Genomic DNA, 25,548 nt, shown 5'->3' with positions numbered 1-25,548 from the left:
GAGAAAGGGGAAGTCTACATGGACTACTCCTTTCTCTTTGTTATTTTTGCTGTAATTATGCAAAATGTAATAACCTATGCAAAAATGCATAAGTTCGTATGTTTTATTTGAAGAAATAGTCAGTTTTTGTATGATTCTTTCGTATTTCAAATATTGGCACAATTATTGCTTATATAATATATGAACGATCGACAAAGGGGGATTATATACAATGCTAGATTTAAAAATGTATCTAAATGGTGAATGGAGAGAGTCTAGTAATCAAGAGAAACGACCTATTATTAACCCTGCGAATGGCAAGGTTATCGCATATGCGCCTGAAGGAACGACCCTGGATGCAAAAGAAGCGATAGAAGTAGCAAGAGCAACTTTTGATAGCGGAATTTGGTCAGAAACATCCGCTGCTGAAAGAGCATCTTATTTATTTAAAATAGCAGATGAAATTGATAAAAGTAAGGAAGAACTTACACGTCTTGAAACAATGGATAATGGAAAAACACATCGCGAGGCAGAAGGTGACATTGGAGATGCGGCAGCTTGCTTCCGTTATTATGCTGGACTTATTACAAAACCAGATGGACAAACATATCATGTAGCTGATCCAATGCAAGCTATGGTAGTCAGAGAACCAGTTGGTGTTTGTGGATTAATCGTTCCTTGGAATTATCCATTATTAATGAGTGTATGGAAAATTGCACCTGCTTTAGCGGCCGGAAATACGATTGTATTTAAACCGTCTGAGGTTACACCAATCACTGCAACAAAGTTATTTGAAATCTTTGAGAAAGTAGAGCTGCCAAAAGGTGTTGCGAATATGGTGATGGGTGCTGGCCCAACAGTAGGAAATGAGATTGCAGCAAGTGATAAAGTAGATATGATCTCCTTTACGGGAGGAACAAAAACAGGAAAACACATTATGAGAACAGCAGCAGATAACATGAAAAAGATTTCGTTAGAATTAGGCGGAAAATCACCTAATATTATTTTTGCAGATGCGGATTTTGAAACAGCTGTTGACTATGCACTGTTCGGTATTTATGCAGGTACTGGTCAAGTGTGTTCGGCAGGATCAAGAATCCTTGTTGAAGAAAGCGTTTATGATAAATTTGTTACTAGTTTCGTAGAACGTGCAAAGCAAATTAATGTTGGACCTGGTGATAACCCAGAATCAGAGATGGGACCACTTGTAAGTCAAGAGCATATGGAAAAAGTATTACGCTATATTGAGATTGGGAAAGACGAAGGAGCAGAAGTTGCTTGTGGAGGAAATCGTATACTGGCGGATGGAAAAGGTGATGGTTTCTTTATTGAACCAACAGTCTTTGTCAATGTAAAACCTGATATGCGTATTGTGCAGGAAGAAATTTTTGGTCCTGTTGTAGTTATCCAAAAGTTTAAGGATGAACAGGAAGCAATTGAGCTAGCAAACGGTACAGATTACGGTTTAGCTGGAGGAGTATTTACAGTTGATGGTGCAAAAGCGATGCGCGTAATCCGCAAGCTTCGCGCAGGGATTACGTGGATTAATAGTTATCATCCAACGTACAACGAGGCGCCTTGGGGTGGATATAAGCAAAGTGGTATCGGTCGTAGTTTAGGAACGTTTGGTTTAGAAGAATTCCAAGAAATTAAGCAGATTAATATAAATCTAGAAGTAGAACCAATTGGTTGGTTTGCAAATAAAAAGACTATAGGAGTGAAATAGATGGGGACAAATGTAAAAAGTAAATTCAATGAGCAGGATGTAAATAATTCAAATGTAACTGAGTATATTACGAAAGTACTGCAATTAATTGAAAAAGAAAAGGTCTCTGAAGAAGAGGCTAACTGGATCCAAAAAGAAACAGTGGATGGATTTAGAGAGCATGTCAATCCTGGTTTTCTTGCATATAGAAAAACAGTAACAAAAGATGGGCAATTTGCAGCAGTAGAATGGTCTGATGAAGGATCCTGCTTTATGGATATCAATGGTAAAAAATATATTGATTGTTTAGGTGGATTCGGGATTTATAATGTTGGACACCGTAATCCGAAAGTGGTAAAAGCTGTAACGGATCAATTAAAGCGTCAAGCATTGCATAGTCAGGATTTACTAGATCCACTTCGTGCGATTCTTGCAAAGATTTTAGCAGATATTACACCTGGTGATTTGAAATATGCTTTCTTTACAAATAGTGGGACAGAAAGTGTAGAGGCGGCATTAAAACTAGCAAAAATGTATAGTGAACGAACAACTTTCATTTCAACAACACGTGCCTTCCACGGTAAGAGTCTTGGCTCTTTATCTGGAACAGCAAAAGGAATGTTCCGCAAACCATTCTTACCATTAATTCCAGGTTTCCGTCACGTTCCATTTGGCGATATTGAGATGATGAGAAAAACATTTGAAACATGTGCATTAGTAGGGGAAGATGTTGCAGCTGTTATTTTAGAACCAATTCAAGGGGAAGGCGGTATTATTTTACCACCAGAAAATTATTTAAAACAAGTAAGAGAACTTTGTGATGAATTTGGATCACTACTTATTTTTGATGAAGTACAAACGGGAATGGGACGTACAGGGAAAATGTTTGCTGCAGAATTATATGATGTAGTACCAGATATTATTTGTCTTGCGAAGGCATTTGGCGGAGGCGTAATGCCAGCAGGTGCAATTGTTGCCAAAGAAAAAGTATTCCAAAGTTGGTTTGAGAACCCATTCATGCATACAACAACGTTTGGTGGAAATCCACTTGCATGTGCTGCTGCAATTGCAACAATCCAAGTATTATTGGAAGACAAATTACCAGAACGAGCTGCAGAAGTTGGGGAGTATTTCTTAAACGGATTGAAAAAAGCAGCAGAAGGACATGAAGACAAAGTATTTGAAATTCGTGGCCAAGGTTTAATGATTGGTATTGAATTCCATAAAGATGAAATTGGTTATGAAGTATCGAAAGCAATGTTTGATCAAGGCATCCTTGTTGCAGGAACGTTGATTAATTCAAAAACAATTCGTATTGAACCGTCTCTTACAATTAGTTATGAAGAAGTAGATACGGTAATCAATACTTTTAAATCAGTGTTAGCACAAGTAAAAGTACAATAATCATTCCATACAATAACGTGTAAAAACAAGCCAGTAAAACTACCATGTTTATGTTCGCTCTAATTGGTTTTACTGGTTTTTACTATAGGAGGAGAAGGGGTTGGAGGGAGCATTACACGGAATCAAAATTATTGATTTATCTCGGGTTCTTGCCGGTCCTTTTTGTACGATGATTCTTGGTGATTTAGGAGCCGAAGTAATAAAAATTGAGAATACGGGAAATGGCGATGATACAAGAGGATGGGGACCACCTTTCGTAGGGGGAGAAAGCGCTTATTTTCTTTGTGCAAATCGTAATAAAGAGTCGCTTACATTAAATTTAAAGTCAGAAATGGGAAAGGATGTTTTAAAAAAACTTGTTTCTCATGCTGATATCGTTGTACAAAATTTTAAGCCTGGAACACTTGAGAGAATGGGACTTGGTTATGAAGTGTTACAAGAGGTGAAGGAAGACATTATTTTAGCTTCTATTAGTGGCTTTGGTCAAAAGGGCCCTGCTTCACATCTTCCTGGTTATGATTATATGATTCAAGCGATGAGTGGGCTTATGAGTATAACAGGAGGAAAGGATGAAGAGCCTTCAAAAGTGGGAGTTGCGATTGCAGATGTGCTCACAGGCCTTTTTACGTGTATCGGGATTTTAGCCGCCTTGCAGCACCGAAATAGAACAGGAGAAGGGCAAGAAATTGATATTTCTTTATTTGATTCACAATTAGCGGCATTAGTAAATGTAGCAAGCAATTATTTGTGTACAGGAGAATTGCCAAAGAGACTTGGAAACCAGCATCCGAATATTGTTCCGTATCAAGTATTTCAGGCGGAGGATGGAGATCTTGTTGTTGCAGTTGGAAATGATGAACAGTTTCATAAGTTTTGTTTGTTACTTGGTAGACAAGATTTATCTCGTTTAGATCGCTATAAAACAAATGCAAATCGTCTTTTGCATAGGGAAGAACTTGTAGACATGATTGCAAAAGAAATGAAAAAGAAAAAGAAAGAGGACTGGAAACAACTTTTGGATGAAGCAGGGATTCCAAATGGACCAATTCTCAATGTGAAGGAAGCGCTAGAAACAGAGCAGGCAGTTTCGAGAGATATGACAATTCATATGGAACATCCAACCATTGAAAATCTTACACTTGTAGGTTCACCATTAAAACTTGCAAAGACACCAGTGCGGATGCAGAAACATCCGCCACTCCACGGGGAGCATACAGAACAGATTTTGAAAAAACTAGGATATTCGCAGGAAAGCATTACGGAAATGAAAAAAAACCAATGGATATAAGGAGGAAGTAAAAATGAATTTTAATTTAACAGAAGAACAACAAAGTGTCAGAAAAGTAGTGAGATCGTTTGTAGATAATGAAATTATTCCATATATTAAAGAATGGGATGAAAAAGGGCATTTTGAAGAAAAGGTCTTGAAGCGTTTAGCTGAGTTACAGTTTATGGGCGTTTGTATTCCAGAGCAATATGGCGGTGTTGGTATGGATTATAATACGCTTGCTATTGTTTGTGAAGAATTAGAACGTGGTGACACAGCTTTCCGTACAGCTGTATCTGTACATACGGGATTAAATAGCATGACACTTCTTCAATGGGGAACAGAAGAACAAAAACAAAAGTACCTTGTTCCACAAGCGAAAGGTGAAAAAATTGGGGCATTCGGTTTAACTGAACCAAATGCAGGATCAGATGTTGTTGCTATGCAAACAACAGCTGTAAAACAAGGCGATCACTACGTATTAAATGGATCCAAAACATGGATTTCTTTATGTGATGTTGCAGACCACTTCTTAATATTTGCAAAAACAAACCCAGAATTAAAGCACCGCGGTATTTCTTGTTTTATCGTAGAACGAACATTTCCTGGGGTATCAACAAAAGCGATAAAAGGAAAGCTTGGTATTAGAGCTGGCAATACAGGAGAAGTATTTCTAGATGATGTGAAAGTGCCGGTGGAAAATCTTCTTGGAGAAGAGGGAGAAGGATTTAAAATTGCAATGGCATCATTAGACAATGGCCGTTTTACGGTAGCGGCAGGAGCGTGTGGGCTCATTCAAGCAAGTTTAGAAGCGAGTGTAAAGTATTGTGAAGAGCGTAAAACATTTGGAAAAGAAATTGGAAAACATCAGCTTGTGCAGCAAATGATTGCGAAGATGTCTGCGAATCTTGAAATATCACGTTTATTGGTCTATAAAGCAGGATGGTTAAAAAATGAAGGGAAACGTAACACACAGGAAACATCTTTAGCAAAATGGATTGCTTGTGATGCTGCATTTGAAGCGGCAAATGATGCAGTACAGGTGCACGGTGCCTATGGATATTCGAATGAATTCCCAGTAGAACGATATTTACGAAATGCAAAGGCTCCAGTTATTTACGAAGGAACACGTGAAATTCATACGATTATGCAAGCGGAATACGCACTTGGATATCGTTCTGATAAAGAGCTTCGTAACATGTTACCGAAGTGGCCTTTTGAAGAAAATGAGGCAGAACTGGTAACGAAATAAAGTGAAACTTCCCTCAGTGGACGACCTACTGCCCGCGAATAGCGGGATAAAATAAGAGGAAAGGCAGTGCGAATATGCACTGTCTTTTTATTATATTTTAAATGAAAAAAGTATTTACACTCATTTCGTCTTAGTGTACTATTTAACTAGTACACTAAGACGAAAAAGGAGGGAAGAAATGAAGATTGAGTTTTCTCCTAACACACCGATCTATATTCAGGTGATGGAATACATAAAAAAAGAAATTGTAATAGGTCATTTATTACCTGGTGACAAAATTCCCTCTGTACGTGAATTAGCAAGTGAGTTACAAGTAAATCCAAATACGATTCAGCGTACATTTCAAGAGCTAGAGCGAGATGGGATTGTCGTGACACGTAGAGGAATGGGAAGGTATGTAACGAGCGAAGGAGAGAAAATTATGGAGCTGCGCAAAGATATGGCAAAAGAGTTGCTTCATTCTTTTATAAATGGAATGGACAATTTAGGGTTTTCAGAAGAGGAAATTCTCTCGATTCTTCGCTCTTCATTGGAAGAGAAAAGGGAGGAGAGTTGATGAAAGAGTTATTGAAAATAGAGAACTTATGGAAGAAGTATGGATTAAAGGCAGTGATTCGTGAGCTGAACTTAGAGATTACAGAAGGAAAGATTATTGGCCTTGTCGGAGATAACGGTAGTGGGAAAACGACATTATTAAAAATGATTGCAGGGTTGCAGCACCCTTCTGAAGGAGAGATTTTTATTGCAGGTAAGAAGACGGGGTTAGAAACGAGAAAAATTGTTTCGTTTATGTCTGACCGTCCTATGTTTGACGAATGGATGACTGTAAAAGATGCTTTGTTTTTCTATCGTGATTTTTATCAAGATTTTGATATACAAAAAGCGGTTGATACCCTAACAAAGTTTAAAATTCCGTTAGAAGAAAAAATTGATTCTTTATCAAAGGGAATGGTAGAAAAACTACAGCTTATTTTAACCTTTTCACGACAAGTAAAACTCTATGTATTAGATGAGCCGCTTGGTGGAATTGACCCAGTTTCACGAGAGCATGTACTAGATTTGATTCTTCAATTTTATCGTGAAGACAGTACGATTTTAATTTCTACTCATTTAATTGGTGAGATTGAAAACTTGTTTGATGAAGTGATCTTTTTAAAGGATGGAGAAATGGTTCTACATGAAAATGTAGAAGACATTCGTTTTCAAAGAGGGAAAGCAATACATGAGTTGTTCAAGGAGGTTTTTGGACAATGAGACAACTCCTTCATTACTTATATAATTGTAATAAAAAGAAAATATGGGTACTCTATACAGGATTTATTACAGTTTCGCTTATTCTCTTTTTTTACATGACTGGCTCTTCTAAGAGGACACTTTTGGATAAACAGGAAACGACACTCATTTTATTCACATTATTAATTGCGATAACTACGTTTTCTTTATTCCTGTTAACTATGTCTTCTTTCCGGAAAATTACAGTGAATTCCATAATTAGGTATACAGCTATTTCAGCTAAAAGGTATTTATATGCAAATGTAATCTTTTTTATACTCATGTTTAGCTTGATATTTGTAACAAGTATTATATTTCTATACTTTTTTTCTTTTTACATTAGTGAGGTTCAAAAAGTTGGTCTTATTCAGCAACTTATTAAAAATTTGTATAGTTACGGAATGATACATCATTTCTTTTCTATGTTTCTATGGCTTGTAGATTTAGTTAATCTGTTGGTTATGTTAATTTTTATAAGCGTAATTATTAAAGCATTTCGTGTAAAACCTGGGATAGGAAAAATATTATTTGTATTCGCTTTCCTTGTTTCCGCTGGAATATATGGATTTTCACTAGACATTGTAGAAAAAATGGGGAATTCTATCATTTTTATTAAATATGCAGGGGTAACAAATGAGCGAGGCTATTTTGATACATCTTTTTATCCGTATGACGGACTGAATGTGTTTAGTTTATGTTATGAATGTTTGTTAACTTTTGTATTAGTATCCATAACATCCTATATCATCGACAAAAAACTAGAAGTTTAAAGGAGGAATAACCATTGGGAAACGTAGTAGTAAAATTAGAAAACGTCCATAAAAAGATTGGCAGCACTGAAATTATCCGCGATCTTTCATTTGAAGTTGAAGAAGGAGAGGTATATGGGTTTCTTGGACCAAATGGGAGTGGGAAAACAACAACAATTCGAATGATGACAGGTCTTATTTCCCTAACAGAAGGGGATATTACGATTTGTGGTCATAGTATTCGTACAGAACGTGAAAAGGCGTTAGAACAAATTGGGGCGATTGTCGAAAATCCGGAATTATATGATTATATGACAGGTATGCAAAATTTAAAGCATTTTGCGAATATGGCAGTTACACCCATTAGCAAAGAACGTATTGCTGAAATTGTAAAACTTGTTGAACTAGATCATGCCATTCACAAAAAAGTGAAGACATATTCACTTGGAATGAAGCAACGTCTTGGGATTGCGCAAGCACTTCTTCACAACCCGAAAATTCTTATTTTAGATGAGCCGACTAACGGATTAGATCCAGCTGGTATTCGTCAAATTCGTGATTATTTACAACGATTAGCGAAAGAAGAAAATATAGCTGTCATTGTATCCAGCCATTTATTAAGCGAGATTGAACTGATGTGTGACCGTGTTGTTATCATTAAGAATGGTCAATTTGTACAAGCATATAACTTACATGAACAAGCGAAGAATGATGAAACGGTTGTCGTAACTTTTGAGGTAGATCAAATTCAGCGTGCAAATGAAGTGATTAAAGGTAAAGTGCAAGAAAATGTTGTTGTTGCCTCCGTAATGAAAGAAAAAATTCCGCAGATTGTAAAACAACTTGTGCATATGGATATTCTCGTATATGGCGTTACAGTGCAAAATAGGACGCTAGAAGATGAGTTCTTAGCGATTACTGGGGGAGTGAAAGCGTAATGTTAAAATTAATGCAAAATGAGTTTTTAAAGTTACATGCAAAAAAAGGTATGTATATTTTAATAGGAATATTAGTTGTATTAGAAATTGCAATGGCGATCATTATTAAAAAATGGGCACCAGCTGAGGTGCAATTTTCAGGATTTGTATCATTTTCAAAAACAATGCTTAATTTGATTATGGTATTTACTACAATTTTTGGTATTACTCTTGCAGCTCGTACAATTACTGAAGAATTTCAAAAGGGAACAATTAAACAATTACTGATTCGCCCTAGAAAACGAGTTACTGTCTTATTTTCAAAATATGTAACAGTTATATTGACTGTAATACTTATATCAATTGTTGCCTTAATCATTTCCATGATAATAGGACTAGTTAGTTTTGGTGGAGGAAAAGAAGAATTAACAGTTGTTATGTTAATGAAGATTTTAGTGTATAAGATGGTACCAGTTCTATTTTATATAACATTGTCCATGTTCTTAGCAAATATCTTTAGGAAGTCTGTATTACCATTAATTATTACCCTGTTTGTCTTTTTCGTAGAAGATACAATTAATATGTTACTTATGATGTTTGCGAAAGGTGCTGCGAAATTTGCTGTATTCGCTCATTTGAATTTAAATGTGTATGATAGTAACAAATTAATTAGCGGCGGGGCAGAACCACCATTTGCAGAATTTAATTTTACAACATCGCTATTACTTGTAATTGTGTATGTTGTAGTGTTGCTCGTTGCATCGAGTGCATTATTCCAAAAGCGTGATGTATTATAAAATCATTATATATTCAGTGATATATGTAAAGAACTAAATGAGCATAAAAAGAAAGGTTTTATTGAATCAAATTAATCTGTATTTTTAGTAATATGACTTTACATGTATATATGAAATAAAAAAGATCCCCGGCAATCGGGGATCTTTTTTAACTAATATGTGCTTTTAATGCTTCTTGTGTTAACTGAATACCATTTAAATCTGTTCCAGTATGAACGTCTGATAAAAGGATAATAAAAGCAGTACAACTGCATATTAATAATGTATCTGTAAAGACACCAAGTGTTTGAATGAAACCTTGTTTAACAGGGTGTGTTACGTTAGCAGTCACAGCTGCATTTGGTGTACTACCCATACCAGCTTCGTTGTTGTAATAAGCTTATGAATCGGAGTAATGACATTTTTAAAGAAATCCATGTGTATAATCCTATTTATTCTTATCGTGATAATGTGTTTTGCAACATTAAGTATAAAAAGCGACGTTTGATATTATAATAGAAAATCTTACAAAGAGGAAATTTCTCAAAATAGATTTGTTAGTACATATTTTAATAGATATCTTATTTAAAACGTGAACTGAGAAAAATAGGAAGAAATTTGAGGGTATTCATATTACAATGTATATAAATCTATTTTAATTTTTCAATATATAAGTCGCTGCTATGCAGAATAAAACATGACATGCACTCACCTTTTCCCTTTGTTTTGACCCGTGCATGTGGCAGGAAAAGGCCCTGACCGCTTCTATGCATGGCCAGATGCTCTCGTCCACCTAAAAAGAAAGAGGGTTTTATGTCGGTTTTTCAACTTGTATTTATGTAAATATATCATCATGGGGGTGTTTTTTATTCAGTACGCATTTTCACATATACGACTTCGCAGTTTTTTTGCATGGATGATTTTAGGTATGTTTGTAACGGTGATACCCCTAGTCTTTGCAGGGGCTTCAAACAGTGTCATGGATGTAGTATTACAAATTTCGGTATTTTTTGTATTTCCACTACTATGGTTATATGTAAAAACACGAAAAAACAATATTATATTTACTAGTTTCTTTGATAAGCCATCAAAATTAAATTGGAAGCTGATTGTAATCGCAACGGCAATGGGAATGGTTTTTTCGTTCGGTGTATCTCATATTCAATTTTACATATTAGCACATCTTTTTCCTGATTTCTTATTGGGTGTGTTGAGTGATAATAGTGTAATTGATATGAGCAGTATGAATACAAAGATATTCAGTTTCATTTCAGCATGTATTTTGGCACCGATTATGGAAGAAGTCATATTTCGTGGCTTTTTCTTACAGCGCATGGCGTTTAAGTGGGGAATAAAACGAGCTGTAATTGTGTCATCTCTCATTTTTGGTTTAGGGCATTTTGATGTTGTTGGTGCTTTTCTATTCGGTGTTGTGATGTGTCTCCTTTATATAAAAACGAAAAATATATGGACGAATATTGCTGTGCATGCTTTAAATAATTGTATTGCAACTAGCATTCAACTAATGGGTGGAGAAGGAACAGAAGATGCAATTTCAATTGCTCAATTACAAACGCAAAGCAGTTTATGGATTGGGCTTGTTGTGATTCTTATTAGTTTACTATGGTTGGTACCTTTTATTCGAAAAAATTGGAGCACTGTAAAAGAAGTGGGAGTACCACCCCTTCGTTTTATGAATGAAGATAAGGTAGCAATATCATTACCGAAAAATGAAACATATAGTCAAGTCATTTTAACTGATCGACTTATGGCTGTAGAATTACCAGATGAGGCTGTGAATCAGTTGAAATTAGAAGAAAATGATTATGTAACAGTTTCGATAGAAACTGATCAAATTATTATAAAAAAGGCAAAATGATAGTAAGTCCATAAGAAATAAAAGAACAGCTCTCCGGTAGTAATAAGGAGAGCTGTTCTTTTAATGAATAACGATTTCTACATGAAAGTTGTTTCCGTTTTTTACATATTTAATATCTGTAACAGTACGAACAGCCTTTAAAATTTCCACCTTTTCCCCGATTCGAGGGATGGTGGGGACATTGTCCCAAATACCAAGTAAATCATCTTCTTGAGCCGTTTTTTCGTAAAACCAGATTTTCAATGTAATACCCCTTTCTCGAACTTTTGTATTTTAATACATAATAAAACATTTTTATTCTTTTTGTAAGGGGTTTTTACGGTTATTTCGAATAAAAATTAATTTTTATTCTTCTGGGAAAATATGCTCAATATCAGGAGTAAGGGATACTTCCGATAAAACAATATGGGAAACAGTTGTTGCATAGGAAGAAACATCATTAATAAATTCTTCAAGTTCGACTAATGAAGGAACAGAAATTTTAACGATATAACATAAGCTTCCTGTTACACGATAACAAAAACTTGCAGATGGATAGGATTGAATGAATTGCTGCATACGTGTTGTATCGCCGTTCTTTAAGGTGATCTCCAAAATGCAGTCTAAAACAAGACCTGCCTTTTTGTAATCAATATCAATTGTATACTTCTGAATAACACCTTCACTTTCTAATTTACGAACGCGCTCTGCAGTAGAAGGCGCAGATAAATTTACTCGTTTTGATAACTCGCGCATAGAGAGGCGACTGTCATTATATAATTCATTTAAAATTTTACGATCTACACGATCTAATTGCATTTGTAAATATACCTCCAGGAAAATGATATTTTTTGAAAAGAAAACATATAAATTAAGATTCATATGAAATGTAAAGAGTACTTTATTTATTTTACAATAAATGAGAAAGGAATAGGAGGAGAAATGATGGAGAGAATTTCATTATCAAATATCGGGGAAACAAAGTTTCAAAAATTACTAGGGCATTGTCCCAATATACTACAATCATGGAGTTCGTTAGAAAATACATTGTATGAAACGGGAACTCTTTCTGAAGAGTTAAAGGAACAAGTACGAAGAACACTTGCATTTGGAAATGAATGTCCGTATTGTATGGCAAAGGGAAAACCAGATGATGTGCAGAAGGCAGAAGAAATTAGTACTGCTGTAACATTTGCACACTTATTTGTACATAACCGATCTGCAATAGATGATCGGATGTTTGATGTATTAAAAGGGTATTGGAGTGAGGCGGAGATCGTGGAACTCTGTGCATATATTTGTTTTATTACTGCCTCACAACAACTTGGATTTTTATTTCAATTACAGCCAGCATAGTAGGAGGTACATGATGTTGAATCAAACAGCACTTATCATGATTGATGTACAAAAAGCATTTGATCTACCGTATTGGGGAGTGCGAAATAATCCTTTTGCGGAAGAAAATATGAAGAGTTTATTAGAAGAGTGGAGGGGAAGAGGGCTACCAATTTTTCATATACAGCATGTGAACAAAGATAATATTGAATCAATGTTTCATCCGAATGCAGAAACAGTACATTTCAAAGAAGAAGTACAGCCATTACAAGATGAGATAATTATTCAAAAAAGTGTTAACAGCGCATTCATTGGAACAGATTTAGAACAGCAGTTGAAAGAGAAGAACTGTAACGCTGTTATTATTGTGGGATTAACGACGAATCATTGTGTGGAGACAACAACTCGAATGGCTGGAAATTTAGGCTTTTTAACGTATTTAGTGAGCGATGCCACAGCGACATTTAATCGAAAAGGACCGGACGGTGTACAACATTGTGCAGAAGAAATTCATAAGATGACGCTAGTGAATTTACATGAAGAGTTTGCTACTATTGTTACAACACCTGAAATATTAGAGAAGGTAAAGCTGAGTCATCGATAATTTGGAATAATTGATATTAATTTGCTATTCCAATAAAATAAATGAATAATTATGTAGAAAAGAAAAAGAATATTTCGTATAATCTAAGTATAATTATTTTGAAAATAGGGGTGGCAGCATATGGAACAAATTCCAGTAAAGAAAATAGAAAAAGTACTTGTTTTAGCAGAGGATGACAAACAAAAACAAAAGGAATTTTATGAATTGTTGCTAACAACTCAGTTTTATGTTGCTGGGTCTGTAGAGGCTGATGATTCTGCAGCAGAAGGAACTCTTCGTTTGCGTTATTTCCAAGGAGAAGGTAGATGGATTGTTCCGTTCTTTACACAATTGGAATTTGTAAAAGAAGTGTTGCCAGAAGGAACACCCCTTATTACAATACGTGGAAAAGAATTATTTGAAAGTCTTGACCAAGAGGCAACTGCTGTGTTGAATGTTGGTACGGAACTTAGTAAGACATTTATTCCGGAAGAAATTGCTGATATCGCATCTGGACAAATCTTTAATTATTATCAATAAAAATGGTTGTATGTATGGCTATCTAAAAGTAGTAAAAAGGAAAAGCGATTTATGCTTTTCCTTTTTGTATTTATCTTGCTATGCACCTTACACCAGAAGGAATAGAAACAGTATTTCTGTTTGTATTCATTATGACAGTAACTCCAAATGGGATTCCGATATTGGGCTGTATATGTCCAATGGGAAGACCAAATAATACCGGAATGTTGTATGGGGTGAGATAGTCATATAATATGTCTTGTAATGATAGAGATGGTTTTGTAGCAGTGCAGTCGTGACAGCTTGTAAAAATAACGCCTGTGCATGCATTAAATTTTCCGGATAAACGTAATTGATTGAACATGCGATCAATGCGGTACGGTTCTTCTCCAATATCCTCGAGCAATAAAATTTTATTTGCTGTATCTATTTCATATGGCGATCCAAGTGTACTTGTCAAAACAGTTAAATTTCCGCCAATTAATGGCCCGGAAACAATGCAGTTAGTTGAAGAGGTAATACATTCTGCTCCTGATAAAATAGTTGAATAAGGATGAAATAGTTGATTGAAGGAAGATAAAGAAAGAGAGGGAATTCCTTTTCCTATTTCTTCAATCATTGGTCCATGAAAAGTAATAAGTCCTACACACTGTGTAAATGCGATATGTAAAGCTGTAATGTCACTATATCCCCAAAAAATTTTTGGATTGGCTTGAATAAGCTCATACTGAATATGCGGAAGAAGACGACCACTGCCATATCCACCTCGTGCACAAAAAACAGCTTTTACTTCAGGGTTTGCAAATGATTCATGTATATCATGAAGGCGAATGGCATCAGTACCAGCTAAATATCCACATGTTTCATAAACACTTCTTCCGATGATTACGGATAGTCCCATCTCTTCTAATATTTTTGTTCCTGTAAGAACGTGTTCAATGATTGGTGGACCTGCTGGAGCGATAATCATCACAGTGTCTCCTTCTTTTAGAGCATTTGGCTGAATCATAGAATCTCCTCCTTCTCTTCCAATATATTCGTTTCATAAGAAGTTCAACCCTTTTGTAAAAGAAGGGAAAAGCTTGTAGAAAAAAGAAGATATTAAGGAGACTAGGAGGGAAAAGGATGTTTACAAGCCGAGTAACTGATGCACTACAAATAAAATATCCAATTATTCAAGCTGGCATGGCAGGTGCGATTACAACACCAGAACTTGTTGCCGCTGTAAGTAATAGCGGGGGATTAGGAACACTTGGGGCTGGCTATATGAGTCCTGAACAAATTCGTCAATCTATTTATGAGATAAGAGAGTTAACAGATAAGCCGTTTGCAGTCAATCTGTTACTCACGAAGGAAATACAAATTGAGAAAGAAAAAGTACAAGTCGCAAGAAATTTATTAGCGCCGATACGAAAAGAATTAGGTATAGATGAGTGTAATCAATCACTGCAACTTCCGAAAAATTATAAAGAGCAACTGCAAGTGCTACAGGAAGAAAAAGTACCAATTGTCAGCTTTGCGTTTCATACGTTAGAGCAAGAAGAAATTGCATCTTTGAGGAGAGAGGGGATAAAGGTTATTGGAACAGCTACTAATGTAGCAGAAGCAAAGGTGCTTGCTGAATTAAAGGTAGATGTAATTGTTGGACAAGGTAGTGAAGCTGGAGGACACCGTGGGACATTTATTGGTAAAGAACAAGATTCTATGATTGGTACGTTTGCTTTAATTCCTCAATTAGTAGCGGCAGTTCCGCAAGTTCCTATTGTAGCAGCGGGCGGGATTATGAACGGTCAAGGGGTTGTTGCTGCGTTTGCATTAGGCGGGGAAGGCGTGCAAATGGGATCAGCCTTTTTAGCAAGCGAAGAGAGTATGACACACGATGTACATAAAGAGGCAATATTACAAAGTACAGATACAAGTACAACTGTAACGAGAGCATTTTCTGGAAAATACGCACGAGGTATTCGGAATGTATTTATAGAGCAGCACGAGGGGAAAGAAGGTGGTTTACCTATGTATCCCGTTCAAAATGTATTAACCTCGAAAATACGTCAAGAAGCAGCAAGACAAAATAAAGGAGAGTATATGTCACTTTGGGCTGGACAAGCTTCTTCATTAGCAAAAAAAGAATCAGCTCAGCAAATTGTTGAACGTGTGATGATAGAAGTAAAGGTAACGGTAGAACAGTTACAAGATGCATACAAAAAGACCACTTGAATAATTCAAGCGGTCTTTTTGTTAGTTTGCTTTATAAAACTGTTGGATGGCCTCGTCGATATAAACCCAGCCTTTCCAACCTAAGTGCATATGATCTTTTAAGAAGTATTTATCATATTCATGATTTGAGAAGTCAGCAATTGGATAGCCAGCTTGCTGAATTTGCTCATGAACTTTCTTATAGTATAATTCGCGTCGTTCTTTTGGGAATCCTGCGTAATCATACCATGGGCCTTTTACAGGAACAGAAATGAAGAGTGGTTTAGCACCAGATTGTTTTAATAAATCAATTACAATTTGTAAATCTTCATATTCTGGAGATTGATCATAAGCATCATTTTTTAAGTAACCTTCACGTTGCTTCAATTTCTTTTTAATTTTGCTATTGAAGTAACCATCCTCGATACCATATTGATTTGATCCTGACTCTGATTCACCAACTTGATCAGCGTGCTTACGTGCTTCTTCCCAGTTCATTTTCTTCAATGAGGGATCAAGTGTTTCTGTATGCGGTTTAATATTAAACAGTATTGTAAATAAATCTTTACGATCTAAAATATTACGATAAAGATAAGCGAAAGGTTTTGCAGCCATTGCTTTTACTTTATGCTTTGTATCATCATAAACGATACCTTCTAAAGATATTTTTAATAATGTTTCTTTTTTTACAATCTCAAAGTTCAATAAACGCTCTGCAATTTGCTTTTTCATTTTAGGCTTTAGATCATTATTGAAAATGAAATGATAGCCTTGTTGTTTAGAAAAGTTAGGTGCAAAGTGCGTTTCATCAATTCCTTGTGGTACAAACCATTGTGGTGAAAGGACAAAGACTATTTTTTTATCTTTTAATTGATCCATTGTGGTTGCAAAGTTTAAGACGTGAATAAGATCTTGTGTTCCACCACGACCAAGAAGAAATGGTGTAAACCCTTCAGGGTTTACTTTAAAGTAATTGGATGGATGGAAAGCATCCATTCTTGCAAATTCCGATGACCCATACATCGGAAGGTATTTCGGGTCTTCTAACATTTTTTGCTGTAAAATCATACTTTGAATTTTTTCTTCCTTTAGAGAAGTTGCGGCTTCTTCTACTTTCTTATCACTTACAAGTGGAAGTAGGAAGCGTGTTGGGATAAGTAAGAATACAGCAAAAAGGGCCAATGCTAAGAGCATCGGACCAAAAGTTGCTTTTTTCATCGGATATCTTCCAACTTCTTAATAATCATATTTGGTGTTGCCCACTCATCGCGGTCAAAATCAGAGATAGATACTTCGATATCTAAACGTTCTTGGAATTCTACTAATAAAGATACTGTACCGAAAGAATCAAGGATACCTTCTTCAAATAATTGTACATCTGGATTTTCTTTTACAATATCGTTTTCACATACTTCTTCTAAAATATCTAATACTTGATCTTTGAATTCTGCCATTTTTAAAATCTCCTTTATATCCGAAATGTATTATGTGTAACTTCTTAAGTTATAAGAAGTTATTCCTTAAAAATATCTGTTTAGGTGACCAGAGAAAATTAGGAAACCGAAACATACGAAATGGAACGTGATTACAATTGCAAGGACATGCATGAATTTATTATTTGGCCAAAACTTATGCTTTTTGTTTTTTCGCTCGAAAATATCAAACAAAATAAACAGAGCAGCATGATATAGACCATAAATAATATACTGATAAATATGATTACCTGCAATGTGCCAAATTCCCATAATGAAAAAGTTTAAAAAGGCGCCGATATAGGAAATCGTATAGCGATTTTTAAGTAACTTTTTCTTTGTTGCGAAAAAGACAAAGCGCATGTAAATAAAGTCACGGAACCAAAATGATAAGCTCATGTGCCAGCGGTTCCAGAAATCTTTAATGTTACGACTGATGAACGGTTTATTAAAGTTTTCTGGTGTTTTAATGCCCATCATATAACTTACACCGATTACGAATGAGCTATAACCTGCAAAGTCAAAGAATAGATATAGACTATAGCCGTACATGTAAATAATGTTAGATGTAATGGTATCTGCATTTGCAAAAGCAGCATCCGTAACGTGTTGTTGAAGTAAATAAGCAATAATAAATTTGTATAGAAAACCTTGGAAAATACGGTTCATACCTGTATATAGTAGGTTTTGATATTCTTCAGCACTCGGTGGCTTTTGAATATCTTTTTGGAACCTGCGATAACGATCGATAGGTCCAGTTGAGATAGCAGGGAAGAACAGAACGAACTCCCAGAAATTAAAGAATGAGAGTTCTTTAATTAAGCCATCACGAACTTCAAATACCATTTGTACGGCCCTAAATGTTACGTAAGAGATACCGGCAAAAACAATAAATCTCAAATCATGTACAAATGGTGCGATTTTTGCCAAAATAAGCGGTAAAATCGACAAGATAACAGCCATGTAAAACATAACCGTATTATTATTTTGTTTTCGTAATAATAAATAGCCTTTAATAAGGATATATTGCCAAATGATAAATGCTGCTAGCATCATTGCTTGCTTTGGTTTATCAGAGAAGATAAGTGCAAGCATGATTAGTGTTAGGACAGCATTATATTTACGCAACATTTTACCCTTTAATCCAGCTATGATAGTAGGTATTAATAAAATGCCCACTATGGCGAAAAAATAAAATGATCCATATGCGGTCATGCTATAACCTCACTCAATAATTTTTTGCGATCTACCTTTCCATTTGGTGTCATTGGAATAGAAGATTGATACATGAATTTTCTTGGAATCATGTAATTTGGTAATCGCTCATTGAGTTCTTTTTTGATTGCAGATGTTAATTTGAATTCTTTTTCAAACGAATGCTCTCCTGGAACAATAACCGCTAATAAGTAATCGTATTTCTCACCTTTTTTAATTGGAATTACGACAGCTCCTTCTACATAAGAGCAACCGCGAAGGTGATGTTCGATTTCTTCCAATTCCATTCGATAACCATGTAATTTAATTTGGAAATCAAGACGACCATTATAGAAAAGAAGACCATTTTCTACATATCCAGCATCACCTGTTTTATAGGCACGTTCGCCATCAATAACTGTGAATGCTTTTTCTGTTAATTCAGGACTTCCTAAATATCCAACACTTACGCTTGGACCAACAATTACAATCTCACCTTTTTCACCATCTAGTGCGATTGTACCATCTTCTTTCATAATAAGAAGGCGGCAATCAGATTTACAGTAACCAACTGGAAGTGATTGATATGTCTCAACGACTTCTTGTGTAACATGAATGCCTGTTACAGCTACAGTTGCTTCTGTTGGACCGTACGTATTCATAATTGTTGCCTTCGGGAAGCGTTCAATTAATTTTCTTGCTACGTCATTTGATAATACTTCGCCGCAGAATAAGAATGTTTTCATATTTGGTAGCATACTTTCAGAGAAAGATGGCTCCATTAAACACATTTCTGCAAATGATGGTGTGGATGTCCATACTTGTATGTCTGATTGTTCTAAAGAAGCAAACAAGTCTTTTGGACGCGCAATCATATCTTTATCAATTGCCCAAAGTGTACCACCTGTTACTAACGATGGGTAAACATCCATCACAGATAAATCGAATGAAAAAGGTGCTTGGTTTAAGAACACTTGTCCAGTTTGTAAGTTGAAGTCTTCAACCGCCCATTTTGTAAAGCTGGCAAGACAATTGTACGTAATTTGTACACCTTTCGGATTCCCTGTGCTCCCTGATGTGTAAATAATGTAGAAGTTCTCATCATCTTTTACTGCATGCTCAGGGTTTGGAGTTTTCCCTTTATGAGTCAAGAGAATATCTTGTAAGTTGTTTTCAGATACGATGCGAACAGGTAAATCAGCTACTTTCACTTCTGTTGGTGATAAAAGTAGTTTCGCACCGGAACTTTCAGCAATACGTAGTACACGATCAGCTGGAATAGATAAATCTACTGGAATGTAAGCATGTCCAGCTTTGACACACCCTAAAAAGCTAATGATCATCTCTGGATGCATATGGCCATAAACCATAATTGGTGAGCGATCATCTGCATACTCAGAAGAAATCCAATGAGCTAATGCATCAGAGTCTTCTTTTAATTGTCTGTACGTAATTTTCGCATCTCGCCAAACGAAAGCGGTTTGATCAGGCGTTTCAGCCGCCCACTTTTCGATTTGTTCTAATAACTTCATAACGTTCCCACCCTAAAATTCATTGTAAATAAATGTACTTGTGTTTGTATCATGGAATCCATACAACCAAAGTAATGCAAACAAAATTGCAAGGTAATAAAAAGTTTTTGCAAACCATTGTATGAGTGGTCGAGACCATATCTCTTTTAATCTTTCCATGTCTTTTCCTCTCTTATGAAATAATAACTATATGTAGGTATCATGTCCTACATTATTGTGAAAAAAACAAAATTCCACATTTTAGGTAAAATTAAGACAAAAAGGCTCTTTTTTGATAGTAGCACTAAATACTAAAAAAGAAAATCCCTAACTTAGTAATTATATTACATTCAGCATGAAATTGTTATTGATTTGTCATGTCAAAAGATAAAAGGATGATAAGGACAATCATTTTGTGAAGCTGAAGTAAGAATATAAATACGAAAAAGGAGATTGTTAAGAATGGAACATGCGAAAAAGAAATGGAGGAAGCTTGTGTCAGAGGAAAAGATTATAGAGTGGCGACGGCATTTCCATAAATCCCCTGAATTATCATTCCATGAAGAACAAACTTCACAATTTATATATGACACATTGTGCTCATTTTCCACTTTTGAGGTAACAAGACCAACGAAGTATAGTGTGATGGCAAAGAAAAAAGGGAAGAAAACAGGGAAAATAGTCGCGATTCGCGCGGACATGGATGCTCTTCCGATTCAGGAAGAGACGTTAAAACTTTATACATCAGCTACTCCAGGTGTGATGCATGCATGTGGGCATGATGCACATACCGCTATTTTATTAGGAACAGCGGAAGCAATAGCGAAAATGAATGAGGAGTGGGAAGGAGAAATTCGTCTTTTCTTTCAACATGCAGAAGAAGTCTATCCTGGCGGCGGTCAGGAAATGGTGCGAGCTGGTGTAATGGACGGCGTAGATTACATTATCGGCTTACATGTTATGTCTGGGTTAGAGAGTGGCAAGATTGGGATTGTATACGGACCTATGATGGCAGCACCTGATGTATTTACAATTGAAGTCAAAGGAAGAGGAGGGCATGCTGCTAGGCCAGAAGAAACAATTGATCCAATAGCAATTGGCGCACAAATTGTTACCAACTTACAACATATTGTATCAAGAAATACAGGTGCCTTTATGCAAAGGGTTGTCTCAGTTACACAATTCCACGGGGGGACAGCGGATAATATTATTCCTAATACAGCTTCTTTAATGGGAACAGTTCGTTCCTTTGATCAAAAACTAAGAAAAGAAGCGGAAGAAAAGATTGAACAAATTGTTAAAGGGATTACAGAAGCACATGGTGCAACATATGAATATACATATCGCTATGGATATGATCCTGTCATTAATGATGCATTTATTACAAGAGCAGTCGAGGAAAGTGCAATAGAGCTTTTGGGAAAAGAAAAAATTGTACAGCTCGCTCCTTCTATGGGAGGGGAAGATTTCTCTGCATACTTGAGAAAAGCTCCAGGCTGCTTCTTTAAATTAGGAACTGGGAATGAAAAAATGGAGACCTGCTATCCGCATCATCATCCGAAATTTGATATAGATGAATCGGCGTTAGTTTATGGAGCAGAGTTATTTTTACAGGTGACAATGAAATTGTTAGAAACTTAAAAAAATCAATGTGAACAAAGAGATTAAGTGAGGGCAAACGGTTCATAAAATCTTGGCTGCTAAGAGGAAGATTGAAAGTTTTCTTCAGTATATAAAAAAAGGCAACTGCGACAACGCAGTTGCTTCTATTTCTTTCCGCTAGAGAGGGCTGAGAAAGAACTATGCTCATTTATAGTATATGAATCGTTAACGGACAAGCTTGTATCTTTTCATTATTTTCTTCAAAAAATTTATTGACTTTGATAATCATTTTCAATTAATCTAATTGTATAGTTGCGGTTGATAATTATTATCAATTGAATTAATGGATGAGGAAAGCATTTCGCCTTGGACAAAGAGAATTTAAAAATAAAGATAAACATATAGAATGGCAACGAAATGTAATTCTTGCTGAATATGTAGACGAGAAGAAAATAAATAAAACAGAAAAAGTAATACATAATCAAAGGAGAGATTCAATTGAGTAAGTTTGTAATGATTTTTGCAAGTATGAGTGGAAATACAGAAGAAATGGCTGATCATATTGCTGGAGCAATTCGTGAGACAGGAAATGAGATTGAAGTAATTGATATTATGACTGCACCAGAAGCTTCTATATTAGAGGAATATGACGGTATTATTTTAGGAGCTTATACTTGGGGAGATGGTGAGCTTCCAGATGATTTCTTAGATTTTTATGATGAAATGGAAGAGACTCATTTAGCAGGTAAAAAAGCGGCAGTGTTTGGCTCCTGTGATTCTGCTTATCCAAAATACGGCGCAGCTGTTGATATTTTAATCGAAAAGTTACAAGAGCGTGGTGCAGAGGTTGTACTAGAAGGGCTAAAAGTAGAATTAACGCCAGAGGATGAAGATGTAGAAAAATGTCTTCAATTTGGAGCTGAATTTGTAAAATATCTTTCTTAATGGTGAGTGGGAGATGAAGATGTTGTAACCGGTATGAATGATTTATTATGAGGAAAAAGAATATAGGGAAAGAATTCAATTCAATCCCTTTAATATTGTTTGCACGCTTTCCAAATTCTTGTTTATTTCTAGTTTATTATTTGTTTCAAAGCTGTAAATAAGGTTATGAAATAAAGGGCTGTACTGATAAAAAGAAGTGATACGCTGAGTGAATGATGAATCATGATGAGGGGTAAGAGCGCAATATTGTTTATAAATAGCTCCGGTAAATTCGTTACCAAAATCGTGATATAAACCAGCAAAATCAAAGGCAGGATCTCCAATTTGAGCATCACCAAAATCAATAATTCCTGAAATTTTTTTGTTTTTCCCATTGAATAAAATATGATGATGTGTAAAATCAGCATGAATGATTGTGTTTTGTAAATTAGGTTCATGCATATATTCAAAAAAGTTCTCAAATAAACAATCAAAGGATTTTCTTTCTATTGATGTAAATGTATGAGAAAGGTAATCACGTAATTTCGCTTGAATTTGTCGCCAGTATGTGAGAGGTTTCTCTACTTGAAATCCCCACTCTACAGCACGTTCTATTGGGATGGTATGTAAAGAAGAGAGAAAGGTAGCAAGCTGTGTAGCAATGATTTCTCGTTCTTTTACAGTTAATCCCGCGAGTGTTTGGGCTGTCAATGGTTTCCCATGAATGAGTGCATAATAGCTACCAAATGGAATGGAATCCGATTCATTTTTATATAAAACATGGTACTTTGGAACTTCTATTCCTTGTAAAGAATGAGAAAGTATTTCGCATACCTTTTTTTCCCGCGGGATTCTCCTTGCATACTGGGATTTACGTGGAAAACGAAAGAGCCATTCATTATTTACAATCACGGCTATATTATCCCAGCCATTATCATTTTGCTTATAAGAGCGTATAGTGGTATTTGGCATTGCTTGTTGTACATATTGCCTGTATTGTTGCATCTGATTTCCTCATTTCTCTCCTTGATAAAATAGTTTGTTTAACTTTATGATATCAGAATTTTCTTATTTTGTATTTCGGCTTATGTTTTGGGTATTGAAGATGGTAAGAGAAATGAGGATTGTAAAAGAAAATAATACGTTTAAGATTGCAGAGCAGCGACAACGTGTAGAATGGAAATGTCCCCAGAAGGCGGGGACATTTAAAGGTTTTCGTTTTGTTGCCCAATTTCTTTTTTTGCAATTTCTAAATTCCCTTGTTCGATTTGTTTAAGCGTGTTTACAGAATCACCAGCATAGCCCTTTTGCGTTTTTACAGGTCTTTTCGAAAAGGTTGAAGATTGCTTTGTCATATATAACACTCCTTTCATTAAAAATAGACGAAAATGATGAGTACAAGTAATATTGCTCCGAAAATACCAATTCCAACTAAAAAGGAAGTGTTTTTATATCGAGGTGGTTGATGAATATCTTGCCGATATCCAGGTGAGATTTCAGGAGCAAATTCTTCATCGAAGGATTGCTGTTTTTTCTTTTCATCCATAGGTTTTCACCTTTCTTTTTCATTATGTTACACGTTCTGGAGAGGAACTATACATATATGAAAAAGGCCGCTACAATTAGCGGCTCTTTTGCAATGCATATTTACGTTGTACTTGAAAGAGACGGATCAGCAAAAAGCTAGCGCCAAATGCGAGGCCTAAAATAAGGCCAATCCAATACCCTTTTGCAGCCCAAGAAGTATAAGTTGCTAATATGTAACCAAGTGGCAAACCAATCACCCAATAGGCAATAAGTGTTATGATTAAAGCGACATTTACATCTTTATAACCACGGAGTGCTCCTTGAACTGGTGTAGCAATTGCATCGGAAATTTGAAACAAAATAGCAAATATGAGAAACTCTTTGGCTAAATCATGAACCGCAGCATCTGTTGTATAAATAGATGCAATCTGATCGCCAAAGAAATAGAGTAGGATTGAATAGAATAGAGCAAAAGTAAGGGCTAGACCGATACCAATAAATCCATATTGTTTTGCATTTTCGTATCGATTTGCACCAACTTCAAATCCAACTGCGATTGTCAGAGTCATTGCTAAGCTTAATGGAGTCATATATAAGAGTGATGCAAAGTTCATGGCAACTTGATGTGCTGCAATTGTTGTTGTACTAAAATTACTCATCATAAGTGTAACAGCAGCGAAAATGCTCGTTTCAAAAAAGATAGCAAATCCAATAGGAACACCAAGTTTTAAAAGTTCTTTCCAGCGTGAAATGGAAATGCGATATAACTGCTTGAAGATACCAAAAGATGCAAACGGCTCTTTCGTACAGATAATAATAATAGTAATGATTAAAATGCACCAATACGTTGCTGTGGAAGCAATTGCGGCACCCACGCCTCCTAGTTGTGGAAAACCAAAATGACCAAAAATAAATACATAATTCAAAATCACATTAATTGGTAAGGAGAGTAAAGTAATAATCATCGTTGTCCGCGTCTTTCCTAGAGCGTCAATAAATCCACGTAACACAGTATAGACAAATAAAGGGATAATACCAATTGCAATAATGCTTAAAAATTGAGCGGCAATGCGCTCTACTGATTCTTCTAAATGCATGCCCTTTAAAATTGGTGAAACGGCAAAGTAGCCGATGAGAATAACAAGGAAACTAACACTAATCGCTAAATATACCGCTTGTATTACAACATGAGGAACGGCTTCTTTTTGTTTTGACCCAACAAGATGAGCGATAATGGGAGTAGTAGCCATTAAAATTCCTGTTAGTCCAGTACTAATGGGGATCCATATGCTAGTTCCAATTGCAACCCCCGCTAAATCAGTAGCACTTGCATGTCCTGACATTGTAGTATCAAAAAAGCTCATTGCAAATAAAGACAGCTGTGTTACAAAAATTGGAAAGAATAGTAATGTAAATTGTTTCATTTTTTGTGAGAGCGAGTTGGTTTCTTTCATAAAAGCTCCTTTCCGTGTAAGAACAAACTTCTACTATCATACAATTTCATCA

Annotated in this window: 28 protein-coding genes and 1 pseudogene; 16 read left to right on the top strand and 13 right to left on the bottom strand. The window is 35.6% G+C overall.

What is annotated here, in order from left to right; genetic code table 11:
* Positions 1–211: 211 nt before the first annotated feature.
* The 9 genes from ACIQ7L_RS04435 to ACIQ7L_RS04395 all read left to right on the top strand — a co-directional run bounded on the left by ACIQ7L_RS04435 (position 212) and on the right by ACIQ7L_RS04395 (position 9,342).
* Complete coding sequence (locus ACIQ7L_RS04435; protein ID WP_400566976.1) at positions 212–1,705, top strand: aldehyde dehydrogenase family protein; 1,494 nt, start codon at positions 212–214, stop codon at positions 1,703–1,705.
* Entirely contained in the window at positions 1,706–3,088 is a 1,383-nt protein-coding gene (locus ACIQ7L_RS04430) for a putrescine aminotransferase (protein WP_097895375.1), read from the top strand.
* A 100-nt stretch (positions 3,089–3,188) separates the two neighbouring features.
* Positions 3,189–4,376, top strand: a complete 1,188-nt coding sequence (locus ACIQ7L_RS04425; RefSeq protein WP_400566975.1) for a CaiB/BaiF CoA transferase family protein — start codon at positions 3,189–3,191, stop codon at positions 4,374–4,376.
* Between the two features lie 13 nt (positions 4,377–4,389).
* Positions 4,390–5,607, top strand: a complete 1,218-nt coding sequence (locus ACIQ7L_RS04420; RefSeq protein WP_400566973.1) for an acyl-CoA dehydrogenase family protein — start codon at positions 4,390–4,392, stop codon at positions 5,605–5,607.
* A 178-nt stretch (positions 5,608–5,785) separates the two neighbouring features.
* Complete coding sequence (locus ACIQ7L_RS04415; protein ID WP_400566971.1) at positions 5,786–6,163, top strand: GntR family transcriptional regulator; 378 nt, start codon at positions 5,786–5,788, stop codon at positions 6,161–6,163.
* The gene (locus tag ACIQ7L_RS04410) at positions 6,163–6,861 is read left to right on the top strand and encodes an ABC transporter ATP-binding protein (protein WP_400566968.1); all 699 of its coding nucleotides are present in this window, start codon (positions 6,163–6,165) and stop codon (positions 6,859–6,861) included. Before ACIQ7L_RS04415 ends, ACIQ7L_RS04410 begins: the two co-directional genes overlap by 1 nt.
* Positions 6,858–7,649 carry an ABC transporter permease gene (locus ACIQ7L_RS04405; RefSeq protein WP_400566967.1) on the top strand — a complete coding sequence of 264 codons (792 nt, stop codon included), beginning with the start codon at positions 6,858–6,860 and terminating at the stop codon, positions 7,647–7,649. Before ACIQ7L_RS04410 ends, ACIQ7L_RS04405 begins: the two co-directional genes overlap by 4 nt.
* 14 nt (positions 7,650–7,663) lie before the next feature.
* The gene (locus tag ACIQ7L_RS04400; RefSeq protein WP_400566965.1) at positions 7,664–8,566 is read left to right on the top strand and encodes an ABC transporter ATP-binding protein; all 903 of its coding nucleotides are present in this window, start codon (positions 7,664–7,666) and stop codon (positions 8,564–8,566) included.
* Positions 8,566–9,342 carry an ABC transporter permease gene (locus ACIQ7L_RS04395; protein WP_400566964.1) on the top strand — a complete coding sequence of 259 codons (777 nt, stop codon included), beginning with the start codon at positions 8,566–8,568 and terminating at the stop codon, positions 9,340–9,342. The genes ACIQ7L_RS04400 and ACIQ7L_RS04395 overlap by 1 nt, the downstream gene beginning before the upstream one ends.
* A gap of 154 nt (positions 9,343–9,496) precedes the next feature.
* Here the strand turns inward: ACIQ7L_RS04395 and ACIQ7L_RS04390 are convergent.
* Positions 9,497–9,715, bottom strand: a pseudogene (locus ACIQ7L_RS04390) (alanine:cation symporter family protein); the annotation flags it as partial.
* 474 nt (positions 9,716–10,189) lie between these two features.
* Between ACIQ7L_RS04390 and ACIQ7L_RS04385 the strand changes: the two are divergent.
* Entirely contained in the window at positions 10,190–11,200 is a 1,011-nt protein-coding gene (locus ACIQ7L_RS04385) for a CPBP family glutamic-type intramembrane protease (RefSeq protein WP_400567145.1), read from the top strand.
* 60 nt (positions 11,201–11,260) lie between these two features.
* On the opposite strand, the gene ACIQ7L_RS04380 is transcribed toward ACIQ7L_RS04385, so the two are convergent.
* Both ACIQ7L_RS04380 and ACIQ7L_RS04375 read right to left on the bottom strand, forming a co-directional pair.
* Positions 11,261–11,443: a DUF3913 family protein gene (locus ACIQ7L_RS04380; RefSeq protein WP_097895389.1), complete on the bottom strand. Its 183-nt coding sequence runs from the start codon at positions 11,441–11,443 to the stop codon at positions 11,261–11,263.
* A 102-nt stretch (positions 11,444–11,545) separates the two neighbouring features.
* Positions 11,546–11,998, bottom strand: a complete 453-nt coding sequence (locus ACIQ7L_RS04375) for an Lrp/AsnC family transcriptional regulator (protein WP_097895390.1) — start codon at positions 11,996–11,998, stop codon at positions 11,546–11,548.
* A 63-nt stretch (positions 11,999–12,061) separates the two neighbouring features.
* On the opposite strand from ACIQ7L_RS04375, the gene ACIQ7L_RS04370 reads away from it, so the two are divergent.
* From ACIQ7L_RS04370 to ACIQ7L_RS04360, 3 genes are all read left to right on the top strand, one after another.
* Positions 12,062–12,535, top strand: coding sequence for a carboxymuconolactone decarboxylase family protein (locus ACIQ7L_RS04370; RefSeq protein ID WP_400566959.1), 474 nt, complete (start codon positions 12,062–12,064; stop codon positions 12,533–12,535).
* Positions 12,536–12,548: 13 nt separating this feature from the next.
* Complete coding sequence (locus tag ACIQ7L_RS04365) at positions 12,549–13,118, top strand: cysteine hydrolase family protein (RefSeq protein ID WP_400566956.1); 570 nt, start codon at positions 12,549–12,551, stop codon at positions 13,116–13,118.
* 120 nt (positions 13,119–13,238) lie between these two features.
* Positions 13,239–13,637 (top strand): SseB family protein, encoded by a 399-nt coding sequence (locus ACIQ7L_RS04360; RefSeq protein ID WP_097895396.1) that lies wholly within the window; start codon positions 13,239–13,241, stop codon positions 13,635–13,637.
* A 70-nt stretch (positions 13,638–13,707) separates the two neighbouring features.
* On the opposite strand, the gene ACIQ7L_RS04355 is transcribed toward ACIQ7L_RS04360, so the two are convergent.
* Positions 13,708–14,625, bottom strand: a complete 918-nt coding sequence (locus ACIQ7L_RS04355) for a S66 peptidase family protein (protein WP_400566954.1) — start codon at positions 14,623–14,625, stop codon at positions 13,708–13,710.
* Positions 14,626–14,741: 116 nt separating this feature from the next.
* Here ACIQ7L_RS04355 and ACIQ7L_RS04350 point away from each other — a divergent pair, with 116 nt between their 5' ends.
* A complete protein-coding gene (locus ACIQ7L_RS04350) occupies positions 14,742–15,833 on the top strand; it encodes an NAD(P)H-dependent flavin oxidoreductase (RefSeq protein WP_400566951.1) in 1,092 nt (363 codons plus the stop codon).
* A gap of 21 nt (positions 15,834–15,854) precedes the next feature.
* Here the strand turns inward: ACIQ7L_RS04350 and dltD are convergent, their stop codons facing one another.
* The 5 genes from dltD to ACIQ7L_RS04325 all read right to left on the bottom strand — a co-directional run bounded on the left by dltD (position 15,855) and on the right by ACIQ7L_RS04325 (position 20,169).
* The gene (dltD, locus tag ACIQ7L_RS04345) at positions 15,855–17,030 is read right to left on the bottom strand and encodes a D-alanyl-lipoteichoic acid biosynthesis protein DltD (RefSeq protein WP_400566948.1); all 1,176 of its coding nucleotides are present in this window, start codon (positions 17,028–17,030) and stop codon (positions 15,855–15,857) included.
* Complete coding sequence (gene dltC, locus ACIQ7L_RS04340) at positions 17,027–17,266, bottom strand: D-alanine--poly(phosphoribitol) ligase subunit DltC (protein ID WP_016113973.1); 240 nt, start codon at positions 17,264–17,266, stop codon at positions 17,027–17,029. The genes dltD and dltC overlap by 4 nt, the downstream gene beginning before the upstream one ends.
* Positions 17,267–17,332: 66 nt before the next feature.
* The gene (dltB, locus tag ACIQ7L_RS04335; protein ID WP_400566945.1) at positions 17,333–18,499 is read right to left on the bottom strand and encodes a D-alanyl-lipoteichoic acid biosynthesis protein DltB; all 1,167 of its coding nucleotides are present in this window, start codon (positions 18,497–18,499) and stop codon (positions 17,333–17,335) included.
* On the bottom strand, positions 18,496–20,010 hold the full coding sequence (gene dltA / locus ACIQ7L_RS04330; RefSeq protein ID WP_400566942.1) for a D-alanine--poly(phosphoribitol) ligase subunit DltA: 1,515 nt from the start codon (positions 20,008–20,010) through the stop codon (positions 18,496–18,498). Before dltA ends, dltB begins: the two co-directional genes overlap by 4 nt.
* A 12-nt stretch (positions 20,011–20,022) precedes the next feature.
* The gene (locus tag ACIQ7L_RS04325; RefSeq protein ID WP_097895407.1) at positions 20,023–20,169 is read right to left on the bottom strand and encodes a teichoic acid D-Ala incorporation-associated protein DltX; all 147 of its coding nucleotides are present in this window, start codon (positions 20,167–20,169) and stop codon (positions 20,023–20,025) included.
* 282 nt (positions 20,170–20,451) lie between these two features.
* Between ACIQ7L_RS04325 and ACIQ7L_RS04320 the strand changes: the two genes are divergently transcribed.
* Positions 20,452–21,630, top strand: coding sequence for a M20 metallopeptidase family protein (locus ACIQ7L_RS04320; RefSeq protein WP_400566939.1), 1,179 nt, complete (start codon positions 20,452–20,454; stop codon positions 21,628–21,630).
* Between the two features lie 459 nt (positions 21,631–22,089).
* Positions 22,090–22,536, top strand: a complete 447-nt coding sequence (locus ACIQ7L_RS04315; protein ID WP_400566937.1) for a flavodoxin — start codon at positions 22,090–22,092, stop codon at positions 22,534–22,536.
* A 75-nt stretch (positions 22,537–22,611) separates the two neighbouring features.
* Here the strand turns inward: ACIQ7L_RS04315 and ACIQ7L_RS04310 are convergent, their stop codons facing one another.
* The 4 genes from ACIQ7L_RS04310 to ACIQ7L_RS04295 all read right to left on the bottom strand — a co-directional run bounded on the left by ACIQ7L_RS04310 (position 22,612) and on the right by ACIQ7L_RS04295 (position 25,496).
* Complete coding sequence (locus ACIQ7L_RS04310) at positions 22,612–23,520, bottom strand: aminoglycoside phosphotransferase family protein (protein WP_400566935.1); 909 nt, start codon at positions 23,518–23,520, stop codon at positions 22,612–22,614.
* Between the two features lie 200 nt (positions 23,521–23,720).
* Positions 23,721–23,870: a hypothetical protein gene (locus tag ACIQ7L_RS04305; RefSeq protein WP_400566933.1), complete on the bottom strand. Its 150-nt coding sequence runs from the start codon at positions 23,868–23,870 to the stop codon at positions 23,721–23,723.
* 17 nt (positions 23,871–23,887) lie between these two features.
* Positions 23,888–24,061, bottom strand: coding sequence for a 2-isopropylmalate synthase (locus tag ACIQ7L_RS04300; RefSeq protein WP_097895414.1), 174 nt, complete (start codon positions 24,059–24,061; stop codon positions 23,888–23,890).
* Positions 24,062–24,137: 76 nt separating this feature from the next.
* Positions 24,138–25,496 carry an MATE family efflux transporter gene (locus tag ACIQ7L_RS04295; protein ID WP_400566931.1) on the bottom strand — a complete coding sequence of 453 codons (1,359 nt, stop codon included), beginning with the start codon at positions 25,494–25,496 and terminating at the stop codon, positions 24,138–24,140.
* Positions 25,497–25,548 lie beyond the last annotated feature (52 nt).

This window comes from Bacillus sp. NPDC094106, from assembly GCF_044764345.1.
Classification (GTDB): Bacteria; Bacillota; Bacilli; order Bacillales; family Bacillaceae_G; genus Bacillus_A.
The sequence above is the reverse complement of the archived record's forward strand: the minus strand, read 5'-3'. Positions and strand labels throughout refer to the sequence as shown.

Excerpts from the sequence above, each read along its gene's own strand:
- ACIQ7L_RS04435 (WP_400566976.1), top strand. The coding sequence starts at position 212 with ATGCTAGATTTAAAAATGTATCTAAATGGTGAATGGAGAGAGTCTAGT.
- ACIQ7L_RS04430 (WP_097895375.1), top strand. The coding sequence starts at position 1,706 with ATGGGGACAAATGTAAAAAGTAAATTCAATGAGCAGGATGTAAATAAT.
- ACIQ7L_RS04420 (WP_400566973.1), top strand. The coding sequence starts at position 4,390 with ATGAATTTTAATTTAACAGAAGAACAACAAAGTGTCAGAAAAGTAGTG.
- ACIQ7L_RS04415 (WP_400566971.1), top strand. The coding sequence starts at position 5,786 with ATGAAGATTGAGTTTTCTCCTAACACACCGATCTATATTCAGGTGATG.
- ACIQ7L_RS04410 (WP_400566968.1), top strand. The coding sequence starts at position 6,163 with ATGAAAGAGTTATTGAAAATAGAGAACTTATGGAAGAAGTATGGATTA.
- ACIQ7L_RS04405 (WP_400566967.1), top strand. The coding sequence starts at position 6,858 with ATGAGACAACTCCTTCATTACTTATATAATTGTAATAAAAAGAAAATA.
- ACIQ7L_RS04395 (WP_400566964.1), top strand. The coding sequence starts at position 8,566 with ATGTTAAAATTAATGCAAAATGAGTTTTTAAAGTTACATGCAAAAAAA.
- ACIQ7L_RS04375 (WP_097895390.1), bottom strand. The coding sequence starts at position 11,998 with ATGCAATTAGATCGTGTAGATCGTAAAATTTTAAATGAATTATATAAT.
- ACIQ7L_RS04370 (WP_400566959.1), top strand. The coding sequence starts at position 12,062 with ATGAAATGTAAAGAGTACTTTATTTATTTTACAATAAATGAGAAAGGA.
- ACIQ7L_RS04365 (WP_400566956.1), top strand. The coding sequence starts at position 12,549 with ATGTTGAATCAAACAGCACTTATCATGATTGATGTACAAAAAGCATTT.
- ACIQ7L_RS04360 (WP_097895396.1), top strand. The coding sequence starts at position 13,239 with ATGGAACAAATTCCAGTAAAGAAAATAGAAAAAGTACTTGTTTTAGCA.
- ACIQ7L_RS04355 (WP_400566954.1), bottom strand. The coding sequence starts at position 14,625 with ATGATTCAGCCAAATGCTCTAAAAGAAGGAGACACTGTGATGATTATC.
- ACIQ7L_RS04350 (WP_400566951.1), top strand. The coding sequence starts at position 14,742 with ATGTTTACAAGCCGAGTAACTGATGCACTACAAATAAAATATCCAATT.
- dltD (WP_400566948.1), bottom strand. The coding sequence starts at position 17,030 with ATGAAAAAAGCAACTTTTGGTCCGATGCTCTTAGCATTGGCCCTTTTT.
- dltC (WP_016113973.1), bottom strand. The coding sequence starts at position 17,266 with ATGGCAGAATTCAAAGATCAAGTATTAGATATTTTAGAAGAAGTATGT.
- dltB (WP_400566945.1), bottom strand. The coding sequence starts at position 18,499 with ATGACCGCATATGGATCATTTTATTTTTTCGCCATAGTGGGCATTTTA.
- dltA (WP_400566942.1), bottom strand. The coding sequence starts at position 20,010 with ATGAAGTTATTAGAACAAATCGAAAAGTGGGCGGCTGAAACGCCTGAT.
- ACIQ7L_RS04325 (WP_097895407.1), bottom strand. The coding sequence starts at position 20,169 with ATGGAAAGATTAAAAGAGATATGGTCTCGACCACTCATACAATGGTTT.
- ACIQ7L_RS04320 (WP_400566939.1), top strand. The coding sequence starts at position 20,452 with ATGGAACATGCGAAAAAGAAATGGAGGAAGCTTGTGTCAGAGGAAAAG.
- ACIQ7L_RS04310 (WP_400566935.1), bottom strand. The coding sequence starts at position 23,520 with ATGCAACAATACAGGCAATATGTACAACAAGCAATGCCAAATACCACT.
- ACIQ7L_RS04305 (WP_400566933.1), bottom strand. The coding sequence starts at position 23,870 with ATGACAAAGCAATCTTCAACCTTTTCGAAAAGACCTGTAAAAACGCAA.
- ACIQ7L_RS04300 (WP_097895414.1), bottom strand. The coding sequence starts at position 24,061 with ATGGATGAAAAGAAAAAACAGCAATCCTTCGATGAAGAATTTGCTCCT.
- ACIQ7L_RS04295 (WP_400566931.1), bottom strand. The coding sequence starts at position 25,496 with ATGAAAGAAACCAACTCGCTCTCACAAAAAATGAAACAATTTACATTA.